Here is a 21347-nt window from a genome sequence, read left to right on the forward strand (position 1 = left end):
AGGGGTGATGCGGGAGACGTGACACGTGAAGGGTGATGTGCAGGTAAGCGGGCGGGCGGCCCCGCGAGCGCCTACGTGAGGAACGTCTTGAGTTCGTGGACGAGCTTGCGGATGTGACCGGATATCACCGGTGTGCCGAGATCCTTGAAGTGCTCACGGAACCACGGATTGACGCTGCCGCGGCCGGAGCTGGTCACCGAGCCGACCGGGATGAACTTGGCTCCCGAGCGGTGGATGGCGGCCATGCTCTCGAACAGCGGCTCGGACTGCCATTCGTAGAAGTCGGAGATCCACACCACGACGGTGTTGCGGGGCTCGGCGATCTTCGGCTGGGCCAGCGCCATGGCGACCGTGCCGTCGGTGCCGCCCCCGAGGTTGGTGCGCAGCAGGGTCTCGAAGGGGTCGTGCACCCATGGCGTGAGGTCGAGCGCCTGGGTGTCGTACGCGATCAGGTGGACGTCGACCTTCGGCAACCCGGCGAAGATCGAGGCCAGGATGGTGCAGTTCACCATCGAGTCGACCATCGAGCCCGACTGGTCCACGACGACGATCAGCCGCTGTGGTGTCGTCTTGCGGGCGGTGTGCCGGTAGTAGAGGCGGTCGACGTACAGCCGCTCCTCCTCCGGGCTCCAGTTGGTGAGGTTCTTCCAGATCGTCCGGTCGAGGTCGAGGTTGCGGAACACGCGCTTGGGCGGGACGGAGCGGTCCAACGCCCCCACGGCGGCCTTCTCCACCTGGGTGCGCAGCACTTCGGCGACCTCGTCGACGAACCGGCGGATCAGGTCCTTGGCGTTGGCCAGGGCCACGCCCGAGAGGTTGTTCTTGTCCTGCAGCAGCTGCTCGATCAGCGACATGCTGGGGGTCAGCTGCGCGGCGAGCCGGGGATCGGCCAGCACCTCGCGCAGGCGCATCCGCTTGACGAGGTCGGCCTCGATGGCGCCCAGCTCCGGGCCGATCGCCGGGATCAGCCGGCTGAGATCGGGGGCGGTGCCGCGACCGCCGGTGCCGGTCGGGCTGACGCCCGGCCCTGCGGCGCCGGCCCCTCCCCCGGCGCGACCGCCGCGCAGGTCGCCGGGTGCACAGCCGAGTGCGCGCTCCAGCCAGCCCGCGTCGGACTGCCAACGGGCCAGCTCTCCGGCGCTGACCGCGCCGGATCCGGTAGTGAAGACATTGAGCAGCACCTTCGACACCAGCGCGGCGCGGCGCACTTCGGCAGCCCGGTCGCGTGCGTCGTCACCGTCACAGTCACCGTCTCCGTCACAGTCACAGTCACAGTCGTCGGCTTCGACTTCGGCTTCGACTTCGGCTTCGGCTTCGGCTTCGGTGGGATCCGGGGCCATCAGCCCGTCCAACTCCGCGGCCAGTTCCGGGTGGCGCTGCACGACCGAGTCGACCGAGGTCTTGGGGTCCAACAGGGCGGGCGGCAGGCCGATGTCCTTGACGACGGCGAGGCTCGCCGATTCCAGCGCGGCCTGCTCCTCGGGGTCGAAGAGGCGGGCGAGGAGCCGCCAGTACAGCACCTGCCGGCGGTTGTCGTGCGGGTCCACGGCCGGGTGGGCCGGGAGGGAATGCGTGGTCGCGCGCTCGGACGGCCCGGGGGCCTGCTCGGGTTCGGCCGGTTGCGCGGTGGTCCGGTCCGTCATTTCCGCAACAGCCTTCCCGCGCGCTCGCGCAGTACGGCCACGGCGTCGGTGGCGGTTTTCTCCGCCTTGACGCCGGCCTTGTCGGTCGTGCCGCCGACCCATCCGCCGGCATGCAGGGCGACCGTCTTCTTGCGGACGGTCCGCTCGACGGCCAGGGGTTGGACGATGAAGGCACCGGCATCCCAGCGGAGCAGTCCGATGCAGGCGGCGGACGACGCGACGGCATCGGGGGTGAGCGGACCGGCGGTCGGTAGGCGGTCGGTGTCGACGACCAGTGGGCGTCCGGCGACGGTGAAGGTCAGCGCGGCATCGTGGGTGGCACCCTTATCGTCCTCGTCCGGCTCGCCGCCCTTGCCCTCCGCGTCGGCCTGGTGGGCCGTGTAGCCCTCCAGGAAGACCGGGACGGCGATGCGCGCCGGGTGCCGGTCCAGGGGCGCGATCGCGGGGTCGGTGGCGGTGGGCAGGGCGACGCGGGCGGTGGTGAAGGTGTCGGCTGGCTCGCTCTGGCGGGCGTGTTCGTCGCTCCAGAGCAGGTCGCCCTCCGGGGTGATCGGCATGTCGGAGAGCTCCATGGCACGGCCTTCGCCGACGGCCGCCAGGAGCGACATGTGGGGGCGGAGCAGCTGCCAGAGGCCGGCTCCGACGACCGTGTCGGGCTTGGGCGCCGACACGCCGGCGCGCACCAGGCGGGGCGCGGTGCCGTCGGCGGGCTCGAACACCGCGTGGACCTGGGCCTGTACGGCGGTCGCGTGTTCCTGTACGTCGATGCCCAGGGGCAGCAGGCGGCCGGTGGCCGTGTCGGTGACCGGCGCGTCGGCGGCACCGGGCACCGTCAGCAGCAGTGCTCGCGACCACAGGTCGGCCCACCGGCGTTCGGGGATGCGGTCCAGGGACGCGCCGGGGCAGGATGCGGCGAGTTCGGCGGCGAAGCCGTCGAGGAGGGTCGCCAGGCGACGCAGGGCAGGGTCCGGAAGCAGTGCGGAGACGACGGGTGCCGCCGCGGAGACCAGGTCGTGGTCAATGCCCTGCCACCCGGCGCGCGCCAGGTCGGACAGCCAGGAGCGGGCTGCGGCGAGCAGGTTCGTCGGCTGCTGCCCGCCCTCGGGGGCCGGTGCGGCCGCTTCGGCGCGGGGGCGTCCGGTCGTCTCCCCCAACTGGGCTGTCAGGGCGTCGTGGACGGAGCCGAGCAGGGCGGTGCGGGCCGCGGCGAGGGCGAGGAAGTGGTCCTCGCTCGCGGTGCCGGCCGCCGCCTTCTCCGCCGCCTCGGCGACCCTGGCGGTCAGCGGCGTGCCCGCCACCGCGTGGGCGAGCTCCGTGAGGCCGGCGGCCTGGGCGGGCTGGGGGCGGAGCAGGCCGGCGACGAGTACCTGGTCGAAGGCGTCGACGGCCGCGAGGGCTTCGTCGAGCCCGGCGGGGGCTTCGGCGAACGCATCGGCGTGCTCCTCGGCACCCGCACCGGGCTCGCCCGGGGGCGGCCCGGTCACCGCCGCCCTGGTCGGCGGGAACCACTGCATGTCCGGCAACGGGCCGGTGCTCGGGGCGAGTTCCAGGTAGGCCAGGTGGCGCAGGAACCGGCTGAAGACGGGTGCCGCTGCGGTGGTGTCCCCGCGGGGCGGGCGTGCCGCGGTCAGGGCTGCGGCCAGGGTCTGTGCGGTCGGCTCGCCGGCGGCGCCCTCGACCTTCAAGTAGCGGGCGACGCGCTCGGCGCCGTACTGCAGCACCGCCTCGTTGATCAGGGCGCGCAGGTGGTTGCAGAACGAGCCCCGGGCGCCGCCGCAGGGCCGGTTGTTGTTGGTGCTGCAGGCGTACGCATGGGTACCGACGGCGATGGACGAGACATAGACGCGCTCGATGTCCGAGCCGCTGGACACCACGCCCTGCAAGCGTCCGTCGGCCAGCTCGACGAACGGGACCTTGGCGAGCTTCCGTGGTCGGGCGGGCGGAATCACCCGCGCCGTGCTCGACCTCTCCCACGCTGACAACGCACCGTCTCCTTCGCACCAAAGGGGAATCCACGCCGGAACGGCGGGGCTCCACGCCACATCGGCGGGACACGGATGAACATACTTACGACCACTGACAACGCCCGGTCCCAGCGGCCGTGACCTGCGGCGGAGCAGGGCAGCGGGGCGCACCGTCGAGTGGTGCGCCCCGCTGTGTTCCCGTGCTCCGGGACGCCTCGGCGGTGTGGGCCCGTCACTTCGCCGGGTGGCGGCGCCGGTTGTTGCCGTCGGCGGCAGGAGCGTCGTGGCGGCGAGGTGGGTGGCGGTCAGCCGCGCGGCATCTCGTGGCGTACGTAGTGTTCGAGCCACCTGCGGAGGGTGGGGCCGATGTCGGGGCGTTCGCAGGCGAACTGGATGGCGGTGCGCAGGTGGTTCTCCGGGTCGCCGGTGTCGAAGCGGCGTCCGGTGTGCAGCACGCCGTGCACCGGTGTGCCCTGTCGCGCCAAGGTGGCCAGGGCGTCGGTGAGTTGGAGCTCTCCACCGCGGCCCGGTGGGGTGGCTCGGAGAACCTCGAACACCTCCGGGGGCAGCACATAGCGGCCGATCACGGCGTAGCTGCCGGCGGCCTCGTCCGGCCGCGGCCCCTCCATGAGGTCGGTGATGGGGAGGGTGCCGTCGGTGCGGGCGGGGCGGGTGGCCGCGCAGCCGTGGGCGGAGATCTCGTGCGGTGCGGCGGGCGTGAGGGCGAGGACGCAGCCGCCGTGCCGCTGCTGGACCTTGATCATGTCCGGCAGCAGGGGGCTGCCGGCGTCGATGAGGTCGTCGCCGAGAAGGACCGCGAAGGGTTCGTCGCCGATGTGCTGTTCGGCGCGGAGGACGGCGTGGCCGACTCCTCGGGGGGTGCCTTGCCTGAGGTAGTGGACGGCGGCCAGTCCCTCGGGGCGTTGGAGTTCGGCCAGCAGGTCGCGGTCGCCGTTGCGGCGGAGGACCTGTTCCAGTTCGGCGTTGCGGTCGAAGTGGTCCTCGATCGGCCGCTTGTTGCGCCCGGTGATCAGGAGGACGTCGTGCAGTCCCGCGGCGGCGGCTTCCTCGACGAGGTACTGCAGAACGGGTCTGTCGACGACGGGCAGCATTTCCTTCGGGGTCGCCTTCGTCGCCGGGAGCAGGCGGGTTCCGTGACCGGCCACGGGAATGACGACCTTGCTGAGTGGCTGCATGCGGTCTCCAGGTTCAGGACTGCGGAGCCGGCCGCCGCTGGAGCGGGGTGGCGAAGGGTGTGCTCGGGCACAGCGGAGCGCCGTGTCACGGGTCGGGACGCCCGACAACGCCGACACAGCTGTCACCCGCTTGCCAACTGATGGCAACTCCGGCGACCACCGCCGTCACGACCGGTCGATCCATGGCGTGCTGCCGTGTACGGAGACGACGGTCCCCTGGTGAAGTGGCCAGTCAATGTCCCAGTCCGTCGAGCCGGCGAGCGGGGAGGCGGGCAGGGCGAAAAGGACGGTACCGGATAACGTGCGGGCGCGCTGGGACATTCCTTCTCCAGGGATGAAGACGCAGATGGCCGGGGATGTCGCGATCCCGACAGTTGAATCGCAGACAACGTATCGAGCACCCCGACACTTTGGCAATGTTTGCCAACAGGTTGGCAAATTCGCGCTTCCAAGTATCCGGATATTGCTAGAACGAGCCGCTCCACGTTTGGCAATAGGCTTGCCCGGGCAGGCAGCGCCTCATTAAACTTCGGGCAACAAACGGACAGCTTTTTGCCCGCTCGGGCGAGTTGGGGCGGTCGGGTGGCCTCACTTCTCAACCGAGCTGAATAGTGGGATTCATATGAGGGAACAGCCGGCTTTCGGACGGCGCCTGAAGGCGTTGCGGGCGGAGCGGGGTCTCTCGCAGTCCGCGCTCGCGGGGGAGGAGATCTCCACCGGGTATCTGTCGCGTCTGGAATCCGGCGCCCGGCAGCCCACGGACCGGGTGATCACCTATCTCGCCAGGCAACTCGGGGTCGAGCCCGCCGCGTTCGAAGAGGCCCCGCACAGCGGCTCGCTCGCCCAGGCACTGAGCCTGGCGATGTCCTCCGACAGCGACGAGGCGACGGAGAACCTGATCGCCGTGCTCGAACGGGCCGACGGAGAGGACGCCATACTGCGCTGGCAGGCCCTGTGGCTGGCGTCCGTCCACTGGCGGCAGCGCGGCGAGCGCGGCGAGGAACAGACGTGCCTGGAAGAGCTGGTGCGGATCGCCGACGAACAGGCCCTGCCCGAGCTGCAGTGCCGCGCCCGCTCCCACCTGGCCCGGTCGTTGCGGTCGACGGGCGAGGTCAGCCGGGCCATCAGCATCGCGGTGGACGCCCACCGACTGGCCAAGAACGCCCGGTTGTCGGTGTCCGACACCGGAGGCGCCCTGCTGACGCTGGTGTCGGTGGAGGCCGAGGCGGGCCGGCTGCCGGACGCGCGGGCGCACGCCGACGAACTCGCCGAACTCATGGAGGGCCGGTCCGGAGTCCTGGCCGCCGAAGCCCTGTGGTCGGTCGCCACCGTGCGCTTCCGGCAGGGCGACCACGAAGTCGCCATGACCTATCTGGAACGCGCCATGCAGGAGTTGGAGAGCCGTGTCGATCTGACGCTGTGGTTGCGGCTGCGGCTGGCCGCGGCCTCGCTGTGCCTCCAGATCACGCCACCGCGCACGTCGCACTGCCGGGAGTACCTGGAGGCGGCGGCCGGCGCCCTGTCACTGGTCGGCACGCCCGTGCTGTGCCAGGAACTGTTGACCCTGCAGACACATCTCGCCTTCGAGGAGGGGCGGTTCGCCGCGGCCCGGGCGGCGTACGACGAGCTCAGCGGCCATGACCTGCGGCTGTCCTATCGCGACCGGATCCGGCTGCACATCCTCGACTGTCGGCTGATGCTGCGGGAGGGCCGCGAGGAGGAGGCCATCCGCCGGCTCAAGGAGCTGGGCGAGGAGGCCCGGCAGGAGTCCAACATCGACCTGGCGGCCGAGATCTGGCGCATTCTCGCCGAGGCCCTGGAGGACGTGCACCGGGACCGGCCGGTGCGTCGCGGCCGCAGCGCCGCCAAGAAGTAACCGCGGGCGGCCGTCCGGGTTTCGAGCCGGCCCGCCCGACGGCGGGCCCCTGCGAAGCCACGGACGGCCGCCCGCGCCGGCATGGCCTTCGCCTCCCTTGTCAACAAAGTTGCCACATCCTCAGTCCTCCCCTCTCGGCTCACCACCCGCCTATTCCACGGGAATTGAGCGATGCCCAAGGCGAGCCGATCACTTCACTCCGTTCACCCTTGCCAATTTTGCGCCCATCCTGGCAACATATTGCCAAGCGCTCGGAGGATGACTCGGCACCTTGGCTCCAGCTCCGGAAGCGCCGTCTGGCAGCGCACCCTCACCCACTCCCACACCGGACTTCGGGCTGCCACGGGACCGGGGACACGGAGAGGACCCGACATGGTGCAGCGATCAGCCGAACAGGAGGCATCCGCCCGGCCGCACCGCCCTCGGTTCGCACGCCCGGGCCGCGGCGGCCGCGCCGCGCGCTCGCCCTCGACGCCCTGACGGGCAGTCCGCCGCCCCACCGCGTCATCCCGGTGCTCGATCTGCTGCTCGTCTCCCGCCCGTCGGGCCCACCGCCGCGGTCATCGCGGCATCGGTCGGCCCTGCTCCGCCGCGTCCGCCGGTCGGTCGCCCCCTGATCAACCACTGTCCGCCGAAACCCGGTTACCACCGCAGACGGTCGGCGCCGCGCTGCTCGTCCCCATCCGGAACAACGGGTCCGCTGTCCGGGCCTGTCCCGCCCGCCGTAGTACCTACCGCACCTGTCGGCTTTCCCCCTTCAGGAGGGTTCCCATGGCCACTCCCGTTCCGCACGAAGGGCCTCCGCGCCCCTATCTCGTCAGCATCGTCCTGCCCTGCTTCAACGAGGAGGAGGTGCTGGAGCGGACGCACCGGCGCCTCTCCCGCGCGGTGCGCGACCTCCCGCACGAGATCGTCTACGTGGACGACGGCAGCACCGACCGGACCTGGCAGCTGATCGAGAAACTGACCGGCGAGACGCCGACCGCCCGCGCGGTCCGCTTCAGCCGCAACTTCGGCCACCAGGCGGCGTGCCTGGCCGGCCTGCGCGAGGCGGACGGGGACGCCGTCGTCCTGATCGACGCCGATCTGCAGGACCCGCCCGAACTCATCCCGCGTATGGTCGAACAGTGGCTCAAGGGCTGGTCGGTGGTCTCCGCCCGACGCAGCCACCGACAGGGCGAGACGGTGTTCAAGAAGGCCACCGCATACACCTACTACCGGCTGCTGGCGAGCCTGACCCAGCAGCCGGTCGCCCTGGACACCGGGGACTTCCGGCTCCTGGACCGCAAGGTCGTCGACTTCGTCGGCAACCTCGGGGAGAGCGAGCTGTTCCTGCGCGGCGCCATCAGCTGGACCGGCTTCCCGGAGACCAGCATCCGCTACGAGCGGGACGCCCGGGGCGCCGGCGAGACCAAGTACACGCTGCGCAAGATGCTGGCGCTGTCCCGAAGCGGCCTGATGGCCGGCGGCGCCGCGCTGCCGCTCCGCCTCCCCACCTACCTGGGCGTGGCCTCCCTCTCCGCGGCGGTGGGCGTCGGCGTGGCCTGGCAGAACCCGCGCCGATCCGCCCAACTGGCCGCGTTCGGCGTGCAGTCGCTGGTCTGCGGCGTGCTGGGCGAGTACCTGATCAGTGTCTTCCGCCAGGTGCAGGGGCGCCCGCCCTATCTCGTCCTGGAACGCATCCGCAGCACCGCCCGGCCCACGGATCCCGCCCCGAAGCTCGTCGAGGAGTACGCATGAGCACGCACCCCGCCGCCCCCGCGGACGCCCTCGTCGTCGGCGGCGGCTTCACCGGCCTGTCCGCCGCCCTGGAACTGGCCGAGCGGGGCCACCGCGTCCAGGTCCTGGAGAAGGAGACCGAACTCGGCGGCCTGGCCGGCAGCTTCGACGTCGGCGGCGGCCGGCGGATCGAGCGCTTCTACCACCACTGGTTCGCCTCCGACACCGAGATCCTCGACCTCTGCGCCGAACTGGGCATCTCCGGCGCGGTCGAACCGCACCTGACCCGCACCGGCATGTACTACGCCAACTCCATCTACCGCCTCTCCCAGCCCCTGGATCTGCTGCGCTTCGCCCCCCTCTCGCTTCCCGACCGGTTACGCCTGGGCCTGCTCGCCCTGCGCGCCCAGCGCGTCAAGGACTGGCGGGAGCTGGAGAACCGCACCGCCAAGGAGTGGTTGATCTCCCTGGGCGGGCGCAAGGTCTACGACGTGGTGTGGCGGCCGCTGCTGGAGGGGAAGTTCGGCCAGTACGCCGAGCAGGTCGGCGCCACCTGGATGTGGACCAAGCTCCATCTGCGCGGCGGCAGCCGCACCAAGTCGGGCAGCGAGACGCTGTACTACCTCCGGGGCGGCAGCGAGACCCTGGTGAACGCGCTGCACAAGCGGCTCACCGAACTCGGCGTGGAGATCCGCACCGGCACCGCCGTCCGGTCGCTGACCACCGACGGCAATCGCGTCACCGGCGTCCGCACCGAAGCCGGCGAACTGCTGACCGCACCCCATGTGCTGGTGACCGTCGCCCCCGAGCAGGCCGCGGCCCTGCTGGACCCGGTCGCCCCGGAGGCCGAGGCCGCGCCGCACCCCGCCGTCCCCGCCCTCGTCCGGCAGCTGCGCGGCGTCCAGTACCTGGCCAACGTCTGCCTGGTGCTGGAGAACAACCGACCGCTGTCCGACACCTACTGGCTCAACGTCAACGACCCGTCCTTCCCCTACGTGGGCGTCATCGAGCACACCAACATGGACGCGCCGGGGCGCTACGGCGGCAAGCACATCGTCTACCTGTCGAAGTACCTGCCGGTCGACGCCGAGCTGTACCGGATGAGCGACGAGCAGGTGCTGGAGTACAGCCTCCCGCACCTGCGGACCATGTTCCCCGGCTTCGAGCGCAGCTGGATCGACGACCACCACGTCTGGCGGGCCGAGTACGCCCAGCCGGTGATCACCCCCGGCTACCGCCGGTCCATGCCTGCGCTGCAGACCCGGCTGCCCGGCCTGTACCTGTCGAGCATGGCCCAGGTCTTCCCCGAGGACCGCGGCACCAACTACGCCGTACGCGAGGGCCGCAAGGCCGGCCGGCTGATCGCCGACCGGCTGCGCACCGGTGCGGCGCTTCACGACGAGGAGAACGCCCGTGCCTGAACTGCTCACCCTCGACCAGGCCGAGCGCCTGAGCATCGAGCAGGTCCACGACCTGTACGGCAAGTACGTCAGCCGCAGCCAGGTCTCGCTGATCGGCACCTTCGGCTTCGGTCGCGACCTGGTGGAGAGCGCGGAGGGTGCCTGGATCCGGCTGCGTGACGGCCGCGACATCCTGGACTTCACGGGCGGCGTGGGCGTCCTCAACCACGGTCACAACCACCCCAGGGTGCTGGCCGCCCGGGACCGCTACCGCCGGCAGCGCCGCATGGAGGTCCACAAGAACTACTTCTCGCCCTACGTCGCCGCCCTCAGCCACAACCTGGCCGCGCTGCTGCCAGGCGACCTGAACATCTCGTACTTCCCCAACTCCGGTGCCGAGGCCGTCGAGGGCGCGGTCAAGATGGCGTACAAGTACCACGCCGGCCGCCGCGGGACCGTACTGCACACCGACATCGCCTTCCACGGCAAGCTGATGGGGGCCGGCAGTCTCACCGCCTCCCCCGAGATCCACTTCGACTTCCCGCAGATCCCGGGCACCGACTCCTTCGCCTACGCCGACCTGGACTCCTTCCAACTGGCCCTGGAACGGCACGCCGACAGCCAGGGCCGCAGCGACGTCTACGCCGTGGTGCTGGAGCCGTTCAGCGCCTCCAGCCTGCGCGAGTGCCCGGCCGACTTCCTGTACGAGGTCCGCCGCATCTGCACCGAACAGGACATCGTCCTGATCTTCGACGAGGTCTACACGGGCTGGGGCAAGACCGGCGAACTCTTCCACTTCATGCGGCACCCCGGATTGGTTCCCGACGTCCTGACCACGTCGAAGTCGTTCGGCGGCGGCAAGTCCTCCATCTCCGGCTACGTCACCCGCGAGCCGGTCTTCCGCCGCGCCTACGACAACCTCGGCGACGCCACGCTGCACAGCACCACCTACTACGGCTTCGGCGAGGAGACCGCGACGGCGCTGGCGGCGGTCTCGGTCGCGGTGGAGGAGGACTTCCCCGGGCGTGCCCGGAAACTGGGCGAGCTGCTGTCGGCGGGCCTGGCCGACCTCGCCGCGCGCCACTCCGGACTGGTGGCCTCGGTGGCCGGCCGGGGCGCCCTGCACGGCGTGTACCTGCGGCAGGGGCCGACGCTGCCCAAGGCGGTGCGGGACCTGATCCCGCTCTCGCTGGCCAAGGACCCGCAGGTCACAGCCAAGTTGCTGACCGGGGCGGTGATCGCCGCCCTCTACCGGGACCACAACATCCTGACGTTCTTCGGCTCCAACCAGCGCATCGCGCTGATCGTCTCGCCGCCGCTGGTGGCGGGCGAGGAGGAGGTCCAGATCTTCCTGCGCGCCCTGGACGACGTGCTGAGCCGTGGGGTGCGCCGGCTGCTGACCGACTTCGTGCGGGAGAAGGTCTCCGCGGCGAAGGCGGTGCGCTGATGCGGGCCGCTCTGCACGCCAGCGGCCTGCGGGCCTACTGGCAGCGCCAGTACCCCTGGTTGCGCGAGCCGGGCGCCCTGGCGGCGGCCGAGGCCCACGTCCTGGGCACGCTGGCGACCCTGCCGGCGCCCTACCGCGCCGGGTTCGCGACCGCGCTGCGGCTGCTGCCGCTGGCCTTCCGGGTCGCCGCGCGGCGCTCGCTGCGCGCCGCGTCGGCCGAGGAGGGCCGGCGGGGCATGCGGTCCGTGGCCGCCCTGCCCGGCTTCGCCGAGGTCGTCCGGGCCAGCACCGCACTGGCCCTGTTGGGCGCGCTCGACGGCCGGGCGGACGAGGAGGAACGAGGTGGCGCCCATGCGCACCGGTAGGCGGGGACGGATCGTCGAGACGGACGTGGTGGTGGTCGGCTCGGGGGCCGGCGGGAGCGTCGCGGCGCTCGAACTGGCCGCCGCGGGGCGGCAGGTGACCGTTCTGGAGGAGGGCCCCCGGGCGGGCACGGCCGACCTCGCCGCGGCCAGCCAGGCCGGCAACATGCGCCGCCTCTACCGCAACGGGGGCCTGACCCCGATCTTCGGCACCCCCACCATCGCATACGGCGAGGGCCGCTGCGTCGGCGGGACGACCCTGGTCAACGGGGGGCTGCTGTGGGAGCCGCCGCCCCACCTCCTGGCCCGCTGGGCGGCGCAGTCGGGCATCGACGGCTACCGGGCGCAGGACCTGGAGGTCCACCTCAAGACGGTGACCACCCGCCTGGGCGTCCTCACCCAGCGGCACGGTGCGGGCAACCGAGACTCGCAGCTCCTGGCGGCCGGCGCGGAACGGCTGTCGTGGGGCTGGCAGCACGCCGACCGCGCGGTGCGCGACTGTCTGCACCGCAACCGCTGCACGACCGGCTGCACCAGCGGCGCCAAGCAGAGCATGACCGTCAGCTATCTGCCGCGGGCCGAGGCGTTGGGCGCGGAGATCCGCCCGGGCACCCGGGTGGTGCGCGTGCTGCACGACGGGCGCACCGCCCGCGGGGTGCTGACCGTCGGCCCGGACGGCGCCCGGACCGTCTACCGGACCCGTGCGGTGTTCCTGGCGGCCGGTCCGCTGGGCACCCCCGCGCTGCTCCAGCGCAGCCGGATCCAGCACCGCGCCGCGGGCCGTCGGCTTTCCCTGCACGTCAACCTGCGGACCATCGCCCGTTTCCCGGAGCCGGTGCACGCCGACCGCGGCACCATCTTCACCGCGCAGCTGAAGGAGTTCGGCGACCAGGGCGTGCTGATCATGCCGGCCAATGTCTCCCGCGGCAGCCTGGCCGCGGCGCTCGCCGGCCGGCCGGCCCCGGACACTCGACGCCTTCTGGCCGACTTCGATCACCTGGGTGTCTTCACCACGCAGGTGCGGCTGCACGGGACCGCCGCGGTACGCGCCGTCCCCGGCGGCGGTCTGCTGCTGCGCCACGCGATGACCGCGGTGGACCACGGCGCGCTGTGCGACGCCTTCCGCAAGGGCGCCGCGTTGCTGTTCGCGGCGGGCGCGACCGAGCTGACGCCGCCGGTGGCCGCGGCCCCCGCGCTGCACTCGCCCGCCGACGCCGAGGAGTTCTGCCGCCGGGTGCGTCCGCGGGACTGGGAACTGGTCTCGGTGCACGGCATGGCCTCGGCCGCGATGGGGACGGCCGACCGCGGTGGAGTGTGCGACGCCGACGGCCGCCCGCACGGTTTCCGGGGCCTGCGGGTGTGCGACGCCAGCGTGCTCCCCGGCGTGACGGGAATCAGTCCACAGGGCACGATCATGGCGTTCGCCCATGAGATCGTGTCCCGGTTCAACAACCCTTGAGGAAAGGCCCGATGAGCGAGCTCCCGGCAACCGGAACCGCCGACAAGAGGAACCGCGACGGACGGCACACCGACACCGCCCCACTGCCCCCGCACGCCCCCGAGTTCCGGATGTTCAGCACCGTGGCGCTGGTGGCGTCCTGTGCGGGCTTCGCGCTGATCGGTGCGCTGCAGTCCTTCTACGGGCCCGCCATCCCCGCGTTGCGCACCTCCTTCGGCCTCACCCCGGCGGCGGCCGGGCTCGGCCTGAGCGCCCACTTCATCGGCGGCGTGTGCGGGGTGCTCGCCTTCAACCGCGTGCACGGCAGAGTCGGCAACCGCGCCCTGTTGGGAGCCTCGTACCTGCTGATGGCGGTCGGTACCGCAGGCTTCGCGCTGGCCCCGTCCTGGCCGGTGGCGCTGGCCGCCGCGCTGGGCGCCGGACTCGGCTTCGGCGGCATCGACTACGGCCTCAACCAGCTCTTCGCGGTGGGATTCGGCCGGCGCAGCACGGCGATGCTCAACGTCCTCAATGCCTTCTTCGGCATCGGGGCGGTCGGCGGTCCGATCGTCATCGGCGCCGTCGGCCCGGATCGGTACCCGTTCGTCTTCGGCGCGTTCGGTGTGCTGTCGGCGCTGCTGCTGCTCTTCCTCAAGGGCGTCAGCAACACCGACCCGCCCCGGCCCGCCGACTCCGCCGGCGACGGCGGGGCGGTGTCCGCTCCCCTGGGCCGTTCGCTGGCCTGGCTGATGGCGGCGTTCGTGACGCTCTACGTCCTGCATGTCGGCGTCGAGGCCGGGGTGGGCGGCTGGGAGCCGACCCACCTGGAGACGGTCGGCTTCGGCGCGGGCTTCGCCGCCTCCGCCACCTCGGTGTACTGGCTGATGATGACGGTGGGTCGGTTCCTGGTCGTCCCCCTCACGCTCCGCTACTCCGAGGCCGCGATCATCATGGTCAGCTGCGCCGGCATGGCGGTCTGCCTGGCCGCCGCCGCGGTGCCGGCGCTGGCTCCTTATATGTACGCGGGCGTCGGCCTGTTCATCGCCCCGATCTTCCCCACCGGACTGCCCTGGTTGACCCGTACGGTGCCCACCGCGCGCCGCGCCGGTGCCTATGTCATCGCCGCGTCGATGGTCGGGGGCGTCGCGGCGGGGCCCGCGCTGGGCGGGGTGATCCAGGTGGCCGGCGTCCGGGCCGTCCCGCTGGTGCTCTGCGCGATCGCCGTGCTCTGCCTCGCCGCGGCGGTCGGCATCCACCGCAGGACCCGCCGCCCGGCGGAGTCCCGCGCGATGCGCTGACGTACCGTCACCCAACGGCCGGGCCGGGGTGGTTCATCGCCCGGCCCGGCCTCCTCATGTGGCCTGCCAGCCGGACCAGCGGGCCACCGCCACCGCCACCACGGGTCCGGCCGGCCGGCGACCGGCGTACTGCGAGTGGTACTTCTCCATCAGCAGCCGCACATACCCCGCGGACACCTCCGAGGCGTCGGCCGGCGGCAGCACGGTGGCCGTACCGTCCGCCCGTGCCCACCACAGGCGGTCCCAGTCCTCGTCGTAGGCGTCGGCGAGCAGGCAGACCCCGGGGCGGCGGCTGATGTTGGCCAGCCGCTTGAGCTCGGTGGTCCGCTTGGGCTTGTGATCCACGGCGAAGGCGAGGGTGTCGCCGGTCACCGCGAAGACCACCGGCACGAGATGGGGACGGCCCAGGTCGTCGACGGTGGCCAGACGGGCGACCCGGGCCGCCGCGAAGCGCTCCCGGGCCCGCCCGCCGGTCATCGCCGGCACCGCTGCCCCGTCCGACTCACCGGAAGCGCCCGGCGACCTCGGCGAACCGGTCGAGGTGCGCCAGCGTCTCGGCCTCCGGCACCGTCGGCAGGTAGAACAGGGCCCGTTCCACACCCAGCCGTACGTACCGCTCGACGACCTCCGGCTCCGGCGGCACCGCGTAGACGGTCACCGGCACGTCCCGGTCGGCGAGGCTCCGCAGCCGCTCGATCTGCGGCCCCAGTTCCTCGGGCGAGGCGCTGATGGCCAACCAGGCGTCGCCGAGCGCGGCCACCCGGTGGAAGGCGCCCTCGCCACCGCCCACGTAGATCGGCGGGTGCGGTCGCCGGACCGGCTTGGGCCAGGAGTAGACGGGATCGAAGTCCACGAACTCCCCGTGGAACTCGGCCTTTTCCCGCGTCCACAGTTCCCGGATGGCCCGCAGCCGCTCGTCCACCAGACGGCCCCTGGTCCGGGGGTCCGTGCCGTGGTTGGCCATCTCCTCCTTGTTCCAGCCGACACCGACGCCGAAGACCGCCCGCCCGCCGGAGACCAGGTCCAGCGACGCCACTTCCTTGGCCGTGACGAGCGGGTCCCGCTGGGCCACCAGCGCGATGCCGGTGCCCAGCAGGAGCCGCTCGGTGACCGAGGCGACCGAGGCGAGCGCGACGAACGGATCGAGGGTGCGGTAGTACATCTCGGGCAGTTCCCCGCCGCGCGGGTACGGCGTGCGGCGGTCCACCGGGATGTGGGTGTGCTCGGCGATGAACAGGGAGTCGAAGCCCCGTTCTTCCGCGGCACGCCCCAGCGCGGCCGGCGCGATGCCCTGGTCGGTGAGGAAGGTCGATACACCGAACTTCACAGCGGCTCCTTCGCTTCCGGTGTCTCGGGTGCGCGGTCGGCAACCCCAGGCGAGGTACCCCGACCGACCGCGGCCCAACAATCCGTCCCGCCAACCGGGCGATCACCGCACGGGCCCCGCCGGGACGCCGACCACTCCCCCGTCGGGCACCGGCGACACGCTCCCCCCGGTCCGGTCCCTTACTGGTCGACCCGGACGACGATCTTGCCGACCTGGGTCCCCGCCTCCATGTAGCGGTGCGCCTCGACGATCTCGTCCAGGTCGAAGACCCGGTCCACGACGGGCCGGAACGCCCCCGAGCGCAGGCCGGAGGCGACGAACGCCTCGCCCCGGCGCAGCCGTTGCGGGTCGCCGGTGGTCTCGAAGAGGGTGTAGGTGCGCATGTTCAGAGCGGGCATCCCGAGGGCGAAACCCGGGTAGGGGGTCGGCTCACCGCTCAGCACGCCGTATTCCATCAGCGTGCCGCCGGCCGCAACCGCCTTGGCCAGTTCCAGTACGCCGGGACCGGCGATCGCGTCGAAGACGAGCTCGGCGCCCCGGCCGCCGGTCAGGTCGAGCACGCGCGCCACCACGTCCTCCTCCTCGGTGACGACCACGTGCGCCGCGCCCGCCGCGAGCAGGGCGTCCTTCTTGGCCGCGGTACGGGTGGTGGCGATCGGCATCGCCCCGACGCGCAGGGCGGTCTGGATCGCGGCCAGGCCCACGCTGCTGGAGGCCGCGGTGATCACGACCGTGTCCCCGGCGCGCAGTGCGCCGACCTCCACCAGGGCGCCGTACGACGTCAGGTACGGCATCCACACCGCCGCGCCCGCGACGGCGTCGAGCCCCTCGGGGCGATGCACCACCGCGGCAGCGGGGACTATCACACGCTCCCCGTAGACGCCGTAGTCGTTCATCGAGAACGCCGGCACCACGCTGACCGGCGCGCCGATCTCGAATCCGGTCACGTGCGCGCCGACGGCGTCGATCACCCCCGCGGCCTCCGAGCCGAGCCCGGTGGGGAACTGCTTGACGGGTTCGATGTACTGGCCGCTGCGGAACATCACCTCGGCGCGGTTGAGGCCGATCGCCTCGACCCGGATGGCCACCTCGTCGGGGCCGGGTTCGCCGACCTCCACGTCCTCCAGCCGCAGCACCTCGGGCCCGCCGACTTCGTGGAACCGCACCGTTCTGGCCATGGCAGATCGTCCTTCCGCTCCGTAAGGGCGGCGCCTGGTCGCGTCGCCGAGCCCCACTCAAGCCCAAAGTACGATGCCTGTCAAACTTCGACGACCATCAAACCTTGATGATGATCAAAGTTTGATCGATGTCGTACCATGTGCGCGGGAGGTCACCAGGCAATGACGGCAGCAGAGCGAGCCGGCAGGGATCGCACCCCGCCGCACCCGGACATCACCACCGTCACTCTCCAGCGGGTGCTGGAGGCGCTGGTCGACCCCGTACGCCGCAGCATCGTCCGCCAGCTCCACGCCAACCACCGCGACTCCGCCTGCGGCTCCTTCGACCTCCCGGTCAGCAAGTCCACCGCCACCCACCACTTCCACGTGCTCCGCGAGGCCGGCCTCATCCGCCAGTACTACGCCGGCACCTCGCGCATGAACACCTTGCGCCTGGAGGAATTCGACCGCGCCTTCCCCGGATTCCTCCCCGCCCTGCTGGCACAGCGCGACGGCGCGGACGACGGCAACGACGGCTGGGGCGGCAGCCACACCGACACCACACCCCGGCCACGAGTGGAACGCTCGACATAACGCCCCACACCCCCGCACCGACCCCGAACCCCCTCCCCCATCAAGGGAGTTCGGGCCGACACCTCGGCACCCCCACCCGCTCGACGGGCGAGATGGTCGCGGACCGGACGCGCGGGCGCCAGCGTGAGATCGGTGACGTGGCCCACCCCGAGCGCGCACTCAACATGCACTTCTACATGCCGCCCCGGCAGCCGGCCGTCGACCTGATGTCCAGCGGACGCACCGACCGCGTCGTCCTGGATCTGCTCCTGCGGGAGCTGCCGCACTATGGGGTCTTCCCCTTCGAGGCCCACCGCGAGAGCACCGGCTTCGCCTTCAACCGCATCTGGGCCGCCATCAAGCGGGAGTCCCTGGCCGTCGTCGCCGAGGGCGTGCCCACGCCCCAGGATGTCGACGCGATGTGGCGCATCAACACCGGCCTGACCGCCGGCCCGTTCCGCGCGATGGACCGCGTCGGCCTCGACGTCGTCCTGGACATCGAGAACCACTACGCGGCAGAGAACCCCGCCCTGCCCACCGGCCCGCGCGAGCTGCTCCAGCGCTATGTCGACGCCGGACACCTGGGAGTGAAGACCGGGCGCGGCTTCTACGACGACTACGCTCAGCAGGACCGACCTCGATCGACTGCCGCCCCCGCGGGCAGCACCGAAGGACCCCGCCGTGCCCAAGTCACCGACCAAGCGTCGCCCGCTCACCCGCGCCGCCCTCACCGAGAGCGCCTGGGCCCTGTTCACCGAGAAGGGCTTCCACGCCACCTCGATCAGCGACATCGTCGAACGCGCAGGTCTGACCCGCGGCGCCTTCTACTCCAACTACTGCGACAAGGAAGAGCTCTTCCTCACCCTCTACGACAGCCACACCGACCGGCTGCTGGCGGAGCTCGCGGACGCGGCGGCCCATCCCGAGCAGGGCAAGCACCCGCTCGTCCAGCTCCAGGAGCGCATAGCGGGTCGCACTCACCAAGAACGGCAATGGTTCCTGGTCTCCATGGAGTTCACCCTGCATGCGGCGCGCAACCCCGCCGTCGCCCAGGAACTCGCGACCCACGAGGAACGCCTCAACCAGGGCCTGACGGACGTGCTGACGGCGGCGCTCGCCCGGAGCGGCGAGGCGCCGGCCGTCCCCGTCGCGGACCTGACCCGCCTGCTCGTCGCCCTCTTCGAGGGCCTGACCGCGCAGCGGCTCATCCACGGCACCGCACACCACACCCACGACCTGGTCCCGCAGGTCATCCACGCCCTCACCCGGCCCGCCCACTCCACCGCGGCACCCGACGAGCCCACGGAACCCCAAGACAGGGACGAGCAAAAGGGATAGAAGACGCAAAAGGTTAAGAGGAGAAAGAGGGGGAAGAACTAGGCGCACAGGCACCGCTGCCGGATGCCCACCGTCCGCCGTCCGCGAGGGCCTCGCCGATGGTCGCGGCGCGGCGACAGTGCGCGCGCCGCGGACGACCGGCCGGCGCCCCGACCGACGTGCCCCTCCAGCACAGTTGGGAAGGAGCGACCCGCGGCGCTGCGTCACGGTTCCCCACATGGACTTTCAAGTCCCCCTGGAACCAGCGAGGTTGGCCGCGCCACACTCACGCTCACGGCCGCACCCGGCGCGACTGCCGCGCCCCCAGGCGCTCTCAGGCACTCTCAGGCACCCTCGACGCGCCCCCGAGCCGCCTCCAGCAGCCCCCACGACGATCTTTCGCCACCATTCGACGAAATTCCCTGGGGACGCGCCGGGCAACACGACGCGTTCACAAGCGCACAACCTCGTAAGCTTTTACTCAACGCAAGGGAGCCCGGGCGAGGAGGTCCGGCGACCGACGCCGCCCGATCGGGGCTCCCCGTGTGGAACCGTCGCTGTTCTCCGCGTGCACGAGAGGGGCTCCCAATGCAGACAATGGAGGGCCGTCCGCAGACATCCACCCGCTTCCGGAACCCATGGCGCCGCTACGGTCGGCTCGTTGCCACGAACTTCTTGCGCGGTGCTTCGTACGCGTGCGGCACCGCGGTCATCGGCCTCGCGGTGTGGTGGGCACAGAACCGCTAGGTCTGGCCCCATGGTTCGGGTCACCGCTCGACCCACCATGGACGTGGACGACAGATTGGTCGACTGACGCCGCCCGGGGACCCTGGGACTCCTGGGGTTCCCCACGGCGCGGTCGTGGGAATGGGGACGCCAGGCGCACGCCCGGTACCGAGAAGCGTCGCCGTACGGCATCATCACCCCATGCTGAGAGTCGGATCCGTGGTGTTGGGTGTCGCTGACGTGCCCCGTGCGGCCGCGTTCTGGACGGCCGCCCTGGGATACGTCCCGCGCGAGGAGATGGAAGACGACTGGGTCGTCCTGGTACCGAAGGAAGGGGCCGGCGTACAGCTGTCACTCGGCCTCAGCAGGTCGCCGGTCCAGGAACGCCCGCGGATCCACCTCGACCTGTACGCCGGGGACGCCGCCGATCAGGCCGCCGAGGTGGAGCGACTGGTGTCGCTGGGCGCCCGACGCGTCGACTGGGACAGCTATCCGGACGACGCCGACTTCATCGTGCTCGCCGACCCCGACGGCAACATCTTCTGCGTCATCGACACCGCGCACGACTGACCGGGTTTCCGACCGAGGAGCAAGGGATGGGTGTTGTCCGATGCCGCCGCTGAAACTGCGTCACTCGGTCCGCGCTCTCGTCCTCGACGACGCCGACCGTCTCCTGCTGTGCGGACACCTGCTGCCGGAGACGGGGACGACGGTCTGGGCCGCCCCCGGCGGCAGGGTCGAGCGGCACGAAGGGCCACTGTCCGCGCTGCGTCGCGAACTGCGCGAGGAGGTGGGCCTGGAGTGGGAAAGGGACCTCGTCGAACCACCGCATGTCTGGCACCAGGAAGTCCTGGGCCCCGATTACGCGCCCGGCTATGACGGCGTGGTCAACGACTACTTCCTGGTCCGCACCGCCTGGTTCGCGCCGCGCGGCACCCTGAGCGAGGAAGAACGCGCGGCGGAGCACATCAGCGGAGCGAAGTGGTGGACTCCGGAGGAGATCGTCGCCTGTCGCGGTCCGGACCTGTTCTCCCCACGCGATCTCGCCACACCGTTGCGGGCCCTGCTCGAATCGGGCGTTCCCCGCGAGCCGCGCGTCCTCGGGTTGTGAGGGCGACGGTCCGGAGTGAGGCGCAGGACAGCCCGGCAGTGGGTTGAACCGTGCAACTCTTTGCCCCGGTCACCCCGCTCGTATGATGGCGCCATGACCGAGACCGCGGGCGAGCGCCCACCACTGGGACGGCGCGAGCGCAAGAAGGCCGCCACCCGCCAGGCACTGGCCGATGCCGCCCTGCGGCTCTTCGCGGAACATGGCTACGACCAGGTGGGCATCCGGGACGTCGCCGATGCCGCCGACGTCTCCACCACCACGCTGTTCAAGCACTTTCCGAGCAAGGAGGCGCTGGTCTTCGACGAGGGCGACGAGCTCAAGGCGGCCCTGCTGGCTGCTGTGCGGGAGCGCCCGGCCGGGCAGTCCGTGCCCCGCGCCCTGCGCGACCACGTCCTGCGCTCCCGGATCCCCAAGGGCGAGCACGCCGACCCGCGCTTCACCCAGCTGCTGGAACTCGTCGACGCCACCCCGGCGCTGCGCGCCTACTCCCGCCGCATGTGGATGCAGCACGAGATCGAGCTGGCCGCGGCGATCGCCGACGAGATCGGCGCGCCCGCCGACGACCCGATCTGCCGGGCGCTCGCCCACTTCGCCCTGGCGGCCCGCGACCTCGGCCACGACAGCCCCGACCCCGAAGCCGCCGTCAACCGGGCCTTCGACCTGCTCGAACACGGCTGGCCGGCAGCCGGTGACGGCACGTCCGCGGAGAACACCGCGAACGCAGAGAACACCGGGAACGCCGGGAACGCTCACCGCGCCGAGGGCTGAGCCGGGTCGTTCGGCTTTCCGACCT

Annotated in this window: 18 protein-coding genes and 1 pseudogene; 13 read left to right on the forward strand and 6 right to left on the reverse strand. The window is 71.6% G+C overall.

All coding sequences use genetic code 11. From position 1 onward, the window contains the following. Window positions 1–71 precede the first annotated feature (71 nt). The 3 genes from JNO44_RS01950 to JNO44_RS01960 form a co-directional block, all read right to left on the reverse strand. A complete protein-coding gene (locus tag JNO44_RS01950; RefSeq protein ID WP_240167372.1) occupies window positions 72–1643 on the reverse strand; it encodes a vWA domain-containing protein in 1572 nt (523 codons plus the stop codon). Then, window positions 1640–3157 (reverse strand): hypothetical protein, encoded by a 1518-nt coding sequence (locus JNO44_RS01955; protein ID WP_420882735.1) that lies wholly within the window; start codon window positions 3155–3157, stop codon window positions 1640–1642. The genes JNO44_RS01950 and JNO44_RS01955 overlap by 4 nt, the downstream gene beginning before the upstream one ends. Window positions 3158–3912: 755 nt before the next feature. Then, window positions 3913–4803, reverse strand: coding sequence for a UTP--glucose-1-phosphate uridylyltransferase (locus tag JNO44_RS01960; protein ID WP_205360787.1), 891 nt, complete (start codon window positions 4801–4803; stop codon window positions 3913–3915). A 622-nt stretch (window positions 4804–5425) separates the two neighbouring features. On the opposite strand from JNO44_RS01960, the gene JNO44_RS01965 reads away from it, so the two are divergent. The 7 genes from JNO44_RS01965 to JNO44_RS01995 all read left to right on the forward strand — a co-directional run bounded on the left by JNO44_RS01965 (window position 5426) and on the right by JNO44_RS01995 (window position 14343). Next, on the forward strand, window positions 5426–6679 hold the full coding sequence (locus JNO44_RS01965) for a helix-turn-helix domain-containing protein (protein WP_205360788.1): 1254 nt from the start codon (window positions 5426–5428) through the stop codon (window positions 6677–6679). Window positions 6680–7450: 771 nt separating this feature from the next. Continuing rightward, the gene (locus JNO44_RS01970) at window positions 7451–8419 is read left to right on the forward strand and encodes a glycosyltransferase family 2 protein (protein ID WP_205360790.1); all 969 of its coding nucleotides are present in this window, start codon (window positions 7451–7453) and stop codon (window positions 8417–8419) included. After that, on the forward strand, window positions 8416–9819 hold the full coding sequence (locus tag JNO44_RS01975) for an NAD(P)/FAD-dependent oxidoreductase (protein ID WP_205360791.1): 1404 nt from the start codon (window positions 8416–8418) through the stop codon (window positions 9817–9819). The genes JNO44_RS01970 and JNO44_RS01975 overlap by 4 nt, the downstream gene beginning before the upstream one ends. After that, the gene (locus tag JNO44_RS01980) at window positions 9812–11245 is read left to right on the forward strand and encodes an aspartate aminotransferase family protein (RefSeq protein ID WP_205360792.1); all 1434 of its coding nucleotides are present in this window, start codon (window positions 9812–9814) and stop codon (window positions 11243–11245) included. Before JNO44_RS01975 ends, JNO44_RS01980 begins: the two co-directional genes overlap by 8 nt. Further along, window positions 11245–11610 (forward strand): hypothetical protein, encoded by a 366-nt coding sequence (locus JNO44_RS01985; RefSeq protein ID WP_205360793.1) that lies wholly within the window; start codon window positions 11245–11247, stop codon window positions 11608–11610. Before JNO44_RS01980 ends, JNO44_RS01985 begins: the two co-directional genes overlap by 1 nt. Next, window positions 11597–13066, forward strand: coding sequence for a GMC family oxidoreductase (locus tag JNO44_RS01990; RefSeq protein ID WP_205360794.1), 1470 nt, complete (start codon window positions 11597–11599; stop codon window positions 13064–13066). The genes JNO44_RS01985 and JNO44_RS01990 overlap by 14 nt, the downstream gene beginning before the upstream one ends. Window positions 13067–13176: 110 nt before the next feature. Beyond that, entirely contained in the window at window positions 13177–14343 is a 1167-nt protein-coding gene (locus tag JNO44_RS01995) for an MFS transporter (protein WP_205369335.1), read from the forward strand. Window positions 14344–14397: 54 nt separating this feature from the next. On the opposite strand, the gene JNO44_RS02000 is transcribed toward JNO44_RS01995, so the two are convergent. From JNO44_RS02000 to JNO44_RS02010, 3 genes are all read right to left on the reverse strand, one after another. Continuing rightward, complete coding sequence (locus JNO44_RS02000) at window positions 14398–14829, reverse strand: TIGR03668 family PPOX class F420-dependent oxidoreductase (RefSeq protein WP_420882605.1); 432 nt, start codon at window positions 14827–14829, stop codon at window positions 14398–14400. A gap of 16 nt (window positions 14830–14845) precedes the next feature. Further along, window positions 14846–15670 (reverse strand): LLM class F420-dependent oxidoreductase, encoded by an 825-nt coding sequence (locus JNO44_RS02005; protein ID WP_205360799.1) that lies wholly within the window; start codon window positions 15668–15670, stop codon window positions 14846–14848. Between the two features lie 179 nt (window positions 15671–15849). Beyond that, entirely contained in the window at window positions 15850–16848 is a 999-nt protein-coding gene (locus tag JNO44_RS02010; protein WP_205360800.1) for a zinc-dependent alcohol dehydrogenase family protein, read from the reverse strand. Window positions 16849–17010: 162 nt separating this feature from the next. On the opposite strand from JNO44_RS02010, the gene JNO44_RS02015 reads away from it, so the two are divergent. From JNO44_RS02015 to JNO44_RS02040, 6 genes and pseudogenes are all read left to right on the forward strand, one after another. Beyond that, on the forward strand, window positions 17011–17421 hold the full coding sequence (locus tag JNO44_RS02015; protein ID WP_205360801.1) for an ArsR/SmtB family transcription factor: 411 nt from the start codon (window positions 17011–17013) through the stop codon (window positions 17419–17421). A 206-nt stretch (window positions 17422–17627) separates the two neighbouring features. Continuing rightward, window positions 17628–18002, forward strand: a pseudogene (locus tag JNO44_RS42945) (3-hydroxyacyl-CoA dehydrogenase family protein); the annotation flags it as partial. A 79-nt stretch (window positions 18003–18081) separates the two neighbouring features. After that, window positions 18082–18738: a TetR/AcrR family transcriptional regulator gene (locus JNO44_RS02025; RefSeq protein ID WP_205360803.1), complete on the forward strand. Its 657-nt coding sequence runs from the start codon at window positions 18082–18084 to the stop codon at window positions 18736–18738. 906 nt (window positions 18739–19644) lie between these two features. Continuing rightward, window positions 19645–20013 carry a VOC family protein gene (locus tag JNO44_RS02030; protein ID WP_205360805.1) on the forward strand — a complete coding sequence of 123 codons (369 nt, stop codon included), beginning with the start codon at window positions 19645–19647 and terminating at the stop codon, window positions 20011–20013. Window positions 20014–20053: 40 nt separating this feature from the next. Further along, window positions 20054–20554, forward strand: a complete 501-nt coding sequence (locus JNO44_RS02035) for an NUDIX domain-containing protein (protein WP_205360807.1) — start codon at window positions 20054–20056, stop codon at window positions 20552–20554. Window positions 20555–20647: 93 nt separating this feature from the next. Beyond that, window positions 20648–21322, forward strand: a complete 675-nt coding sequence (locus tag JNO44_RS02040) for a TetR/AcrR family transcriptional regulator (protein ID WP_205360809.1) — start codon at window positions 20648–20650, stop codon at window positions 21320–21322. Window positions 21323–21347: the final 25 nt, after the last annotated feature.

The organism is Streptomyces noursei, assembly GCF_016917755.1.
Classification (GTDB): Bacteria; Actinomycetota; Actinomycetes; order Streptomycetales; family Streptomycetaceae; genus Streptomyces; species Streptomyces yunnanensis.

Excerpts from the sequence above, each read along its gene's own strand:
- JNO44_RS01950 (WP_240167372.1), bottom strand. The coding sequence starts at position 1,643 with ATGACGGACCGGACCACCGCGCAACCGGCCGAACCCGAGCAGGCCCCC.
- JNO44_RS01955 (WP_420882735.1), bottom strand. The coding sequence starts at position 3,157 with ATGCAGTGGTTCCCGCCGACCAGGGCGGCGGTGACCGGGCCGCCCCCG.
- JNO44_RS01960 (WP_205360787.1), bottom strand. The coding sequence starts at position 4,803 with ATGCAGCCACTCAGCAAGGTCGTCATTCCCGTGGCCGGTCACGGAACC.
- JNO44_RS01965 (WP_205360788.1), top strand. The coding sequence starts at position 5,426 with ATGAGGGAACAGCCGGCTTTCGGACGGCGCCTGAAGGCGTTGCGGGCG.
- JNO44_RS01970 (WP_205360790.1), top strand. The coding sequence starts at position 7,451 with ATGGCCACTCCCGTTCCGCACGAAGGGCCTCCGCGCCCCTATCTCGTC.
- JNO44_RS01975 (WP_205360791.1), top strand. The coding sequence starts at position 8,416 with ATGAGCACGCACCCCGCCGCCCCCGCGGACGCCCTCGTCGTCGGCGGC.
- JNO44_RS01985 (WP_205360793.1), top strand. The coding sequence starts at position 11,245 with ATGCGGGCCGCTCTGCACGCCAGCGGCCTGCGGGCCTACTGGCAGCGC.
- JNO44_RS01990 (WP_205360794.1), top strand. The coding sequence starts at position 11,597 with ATGCGCACCGGTAGGCGGGGACGGATCGTCGAGACGGACGTGGTGGTG.
- JNO44_RS01995 (WP_205369335.1), top strand. The coding sequence starts at position 13,177 with ATGTTCAGCACCGTGGCGCTGGTGGCGTCCTGTGCGGGCTTCGCGCTG.
- JNO44_RS02010 (WP_205360800.1), bottom strand. The coding sequence starts at position 16,848 with ATGGCCAGAACGGTGCGGTTCCACGAAGTCGGCGGGCCCGAGGTGCTG.
- JNO44_RS02015 (WP_205360801.1), top strand. The coding sequence starts at position 17,011 with ATGACGGCAGCAGAGCGAGCCGGCAGGGATCGCACCCCGCCGCACCCG.
- JNO44_RS02030 (WP_205360805.1), top strand. The coding sequence starts at position 19,645 with ATGCTGAGAGTCGGATCCGTGGTGTTGGGTGTCGCTGACGTGCCCCGT.
- JNO44_RS02035 (WP_205360807.1), top strand. The coding sequence starts at position 20,054 with ATGCCGCCGCTGAAACTGCGTCACTCGGTCCGCGCTCTCGTCCTCGAC.
- JNO44_RS02040 (WP_205360809.1), top strand. The coding sequence starts at position 20,648 with ATGACCGAGACCGCGGGCGAGCGCCCACCACTGGGACGGCGCGAGCGC.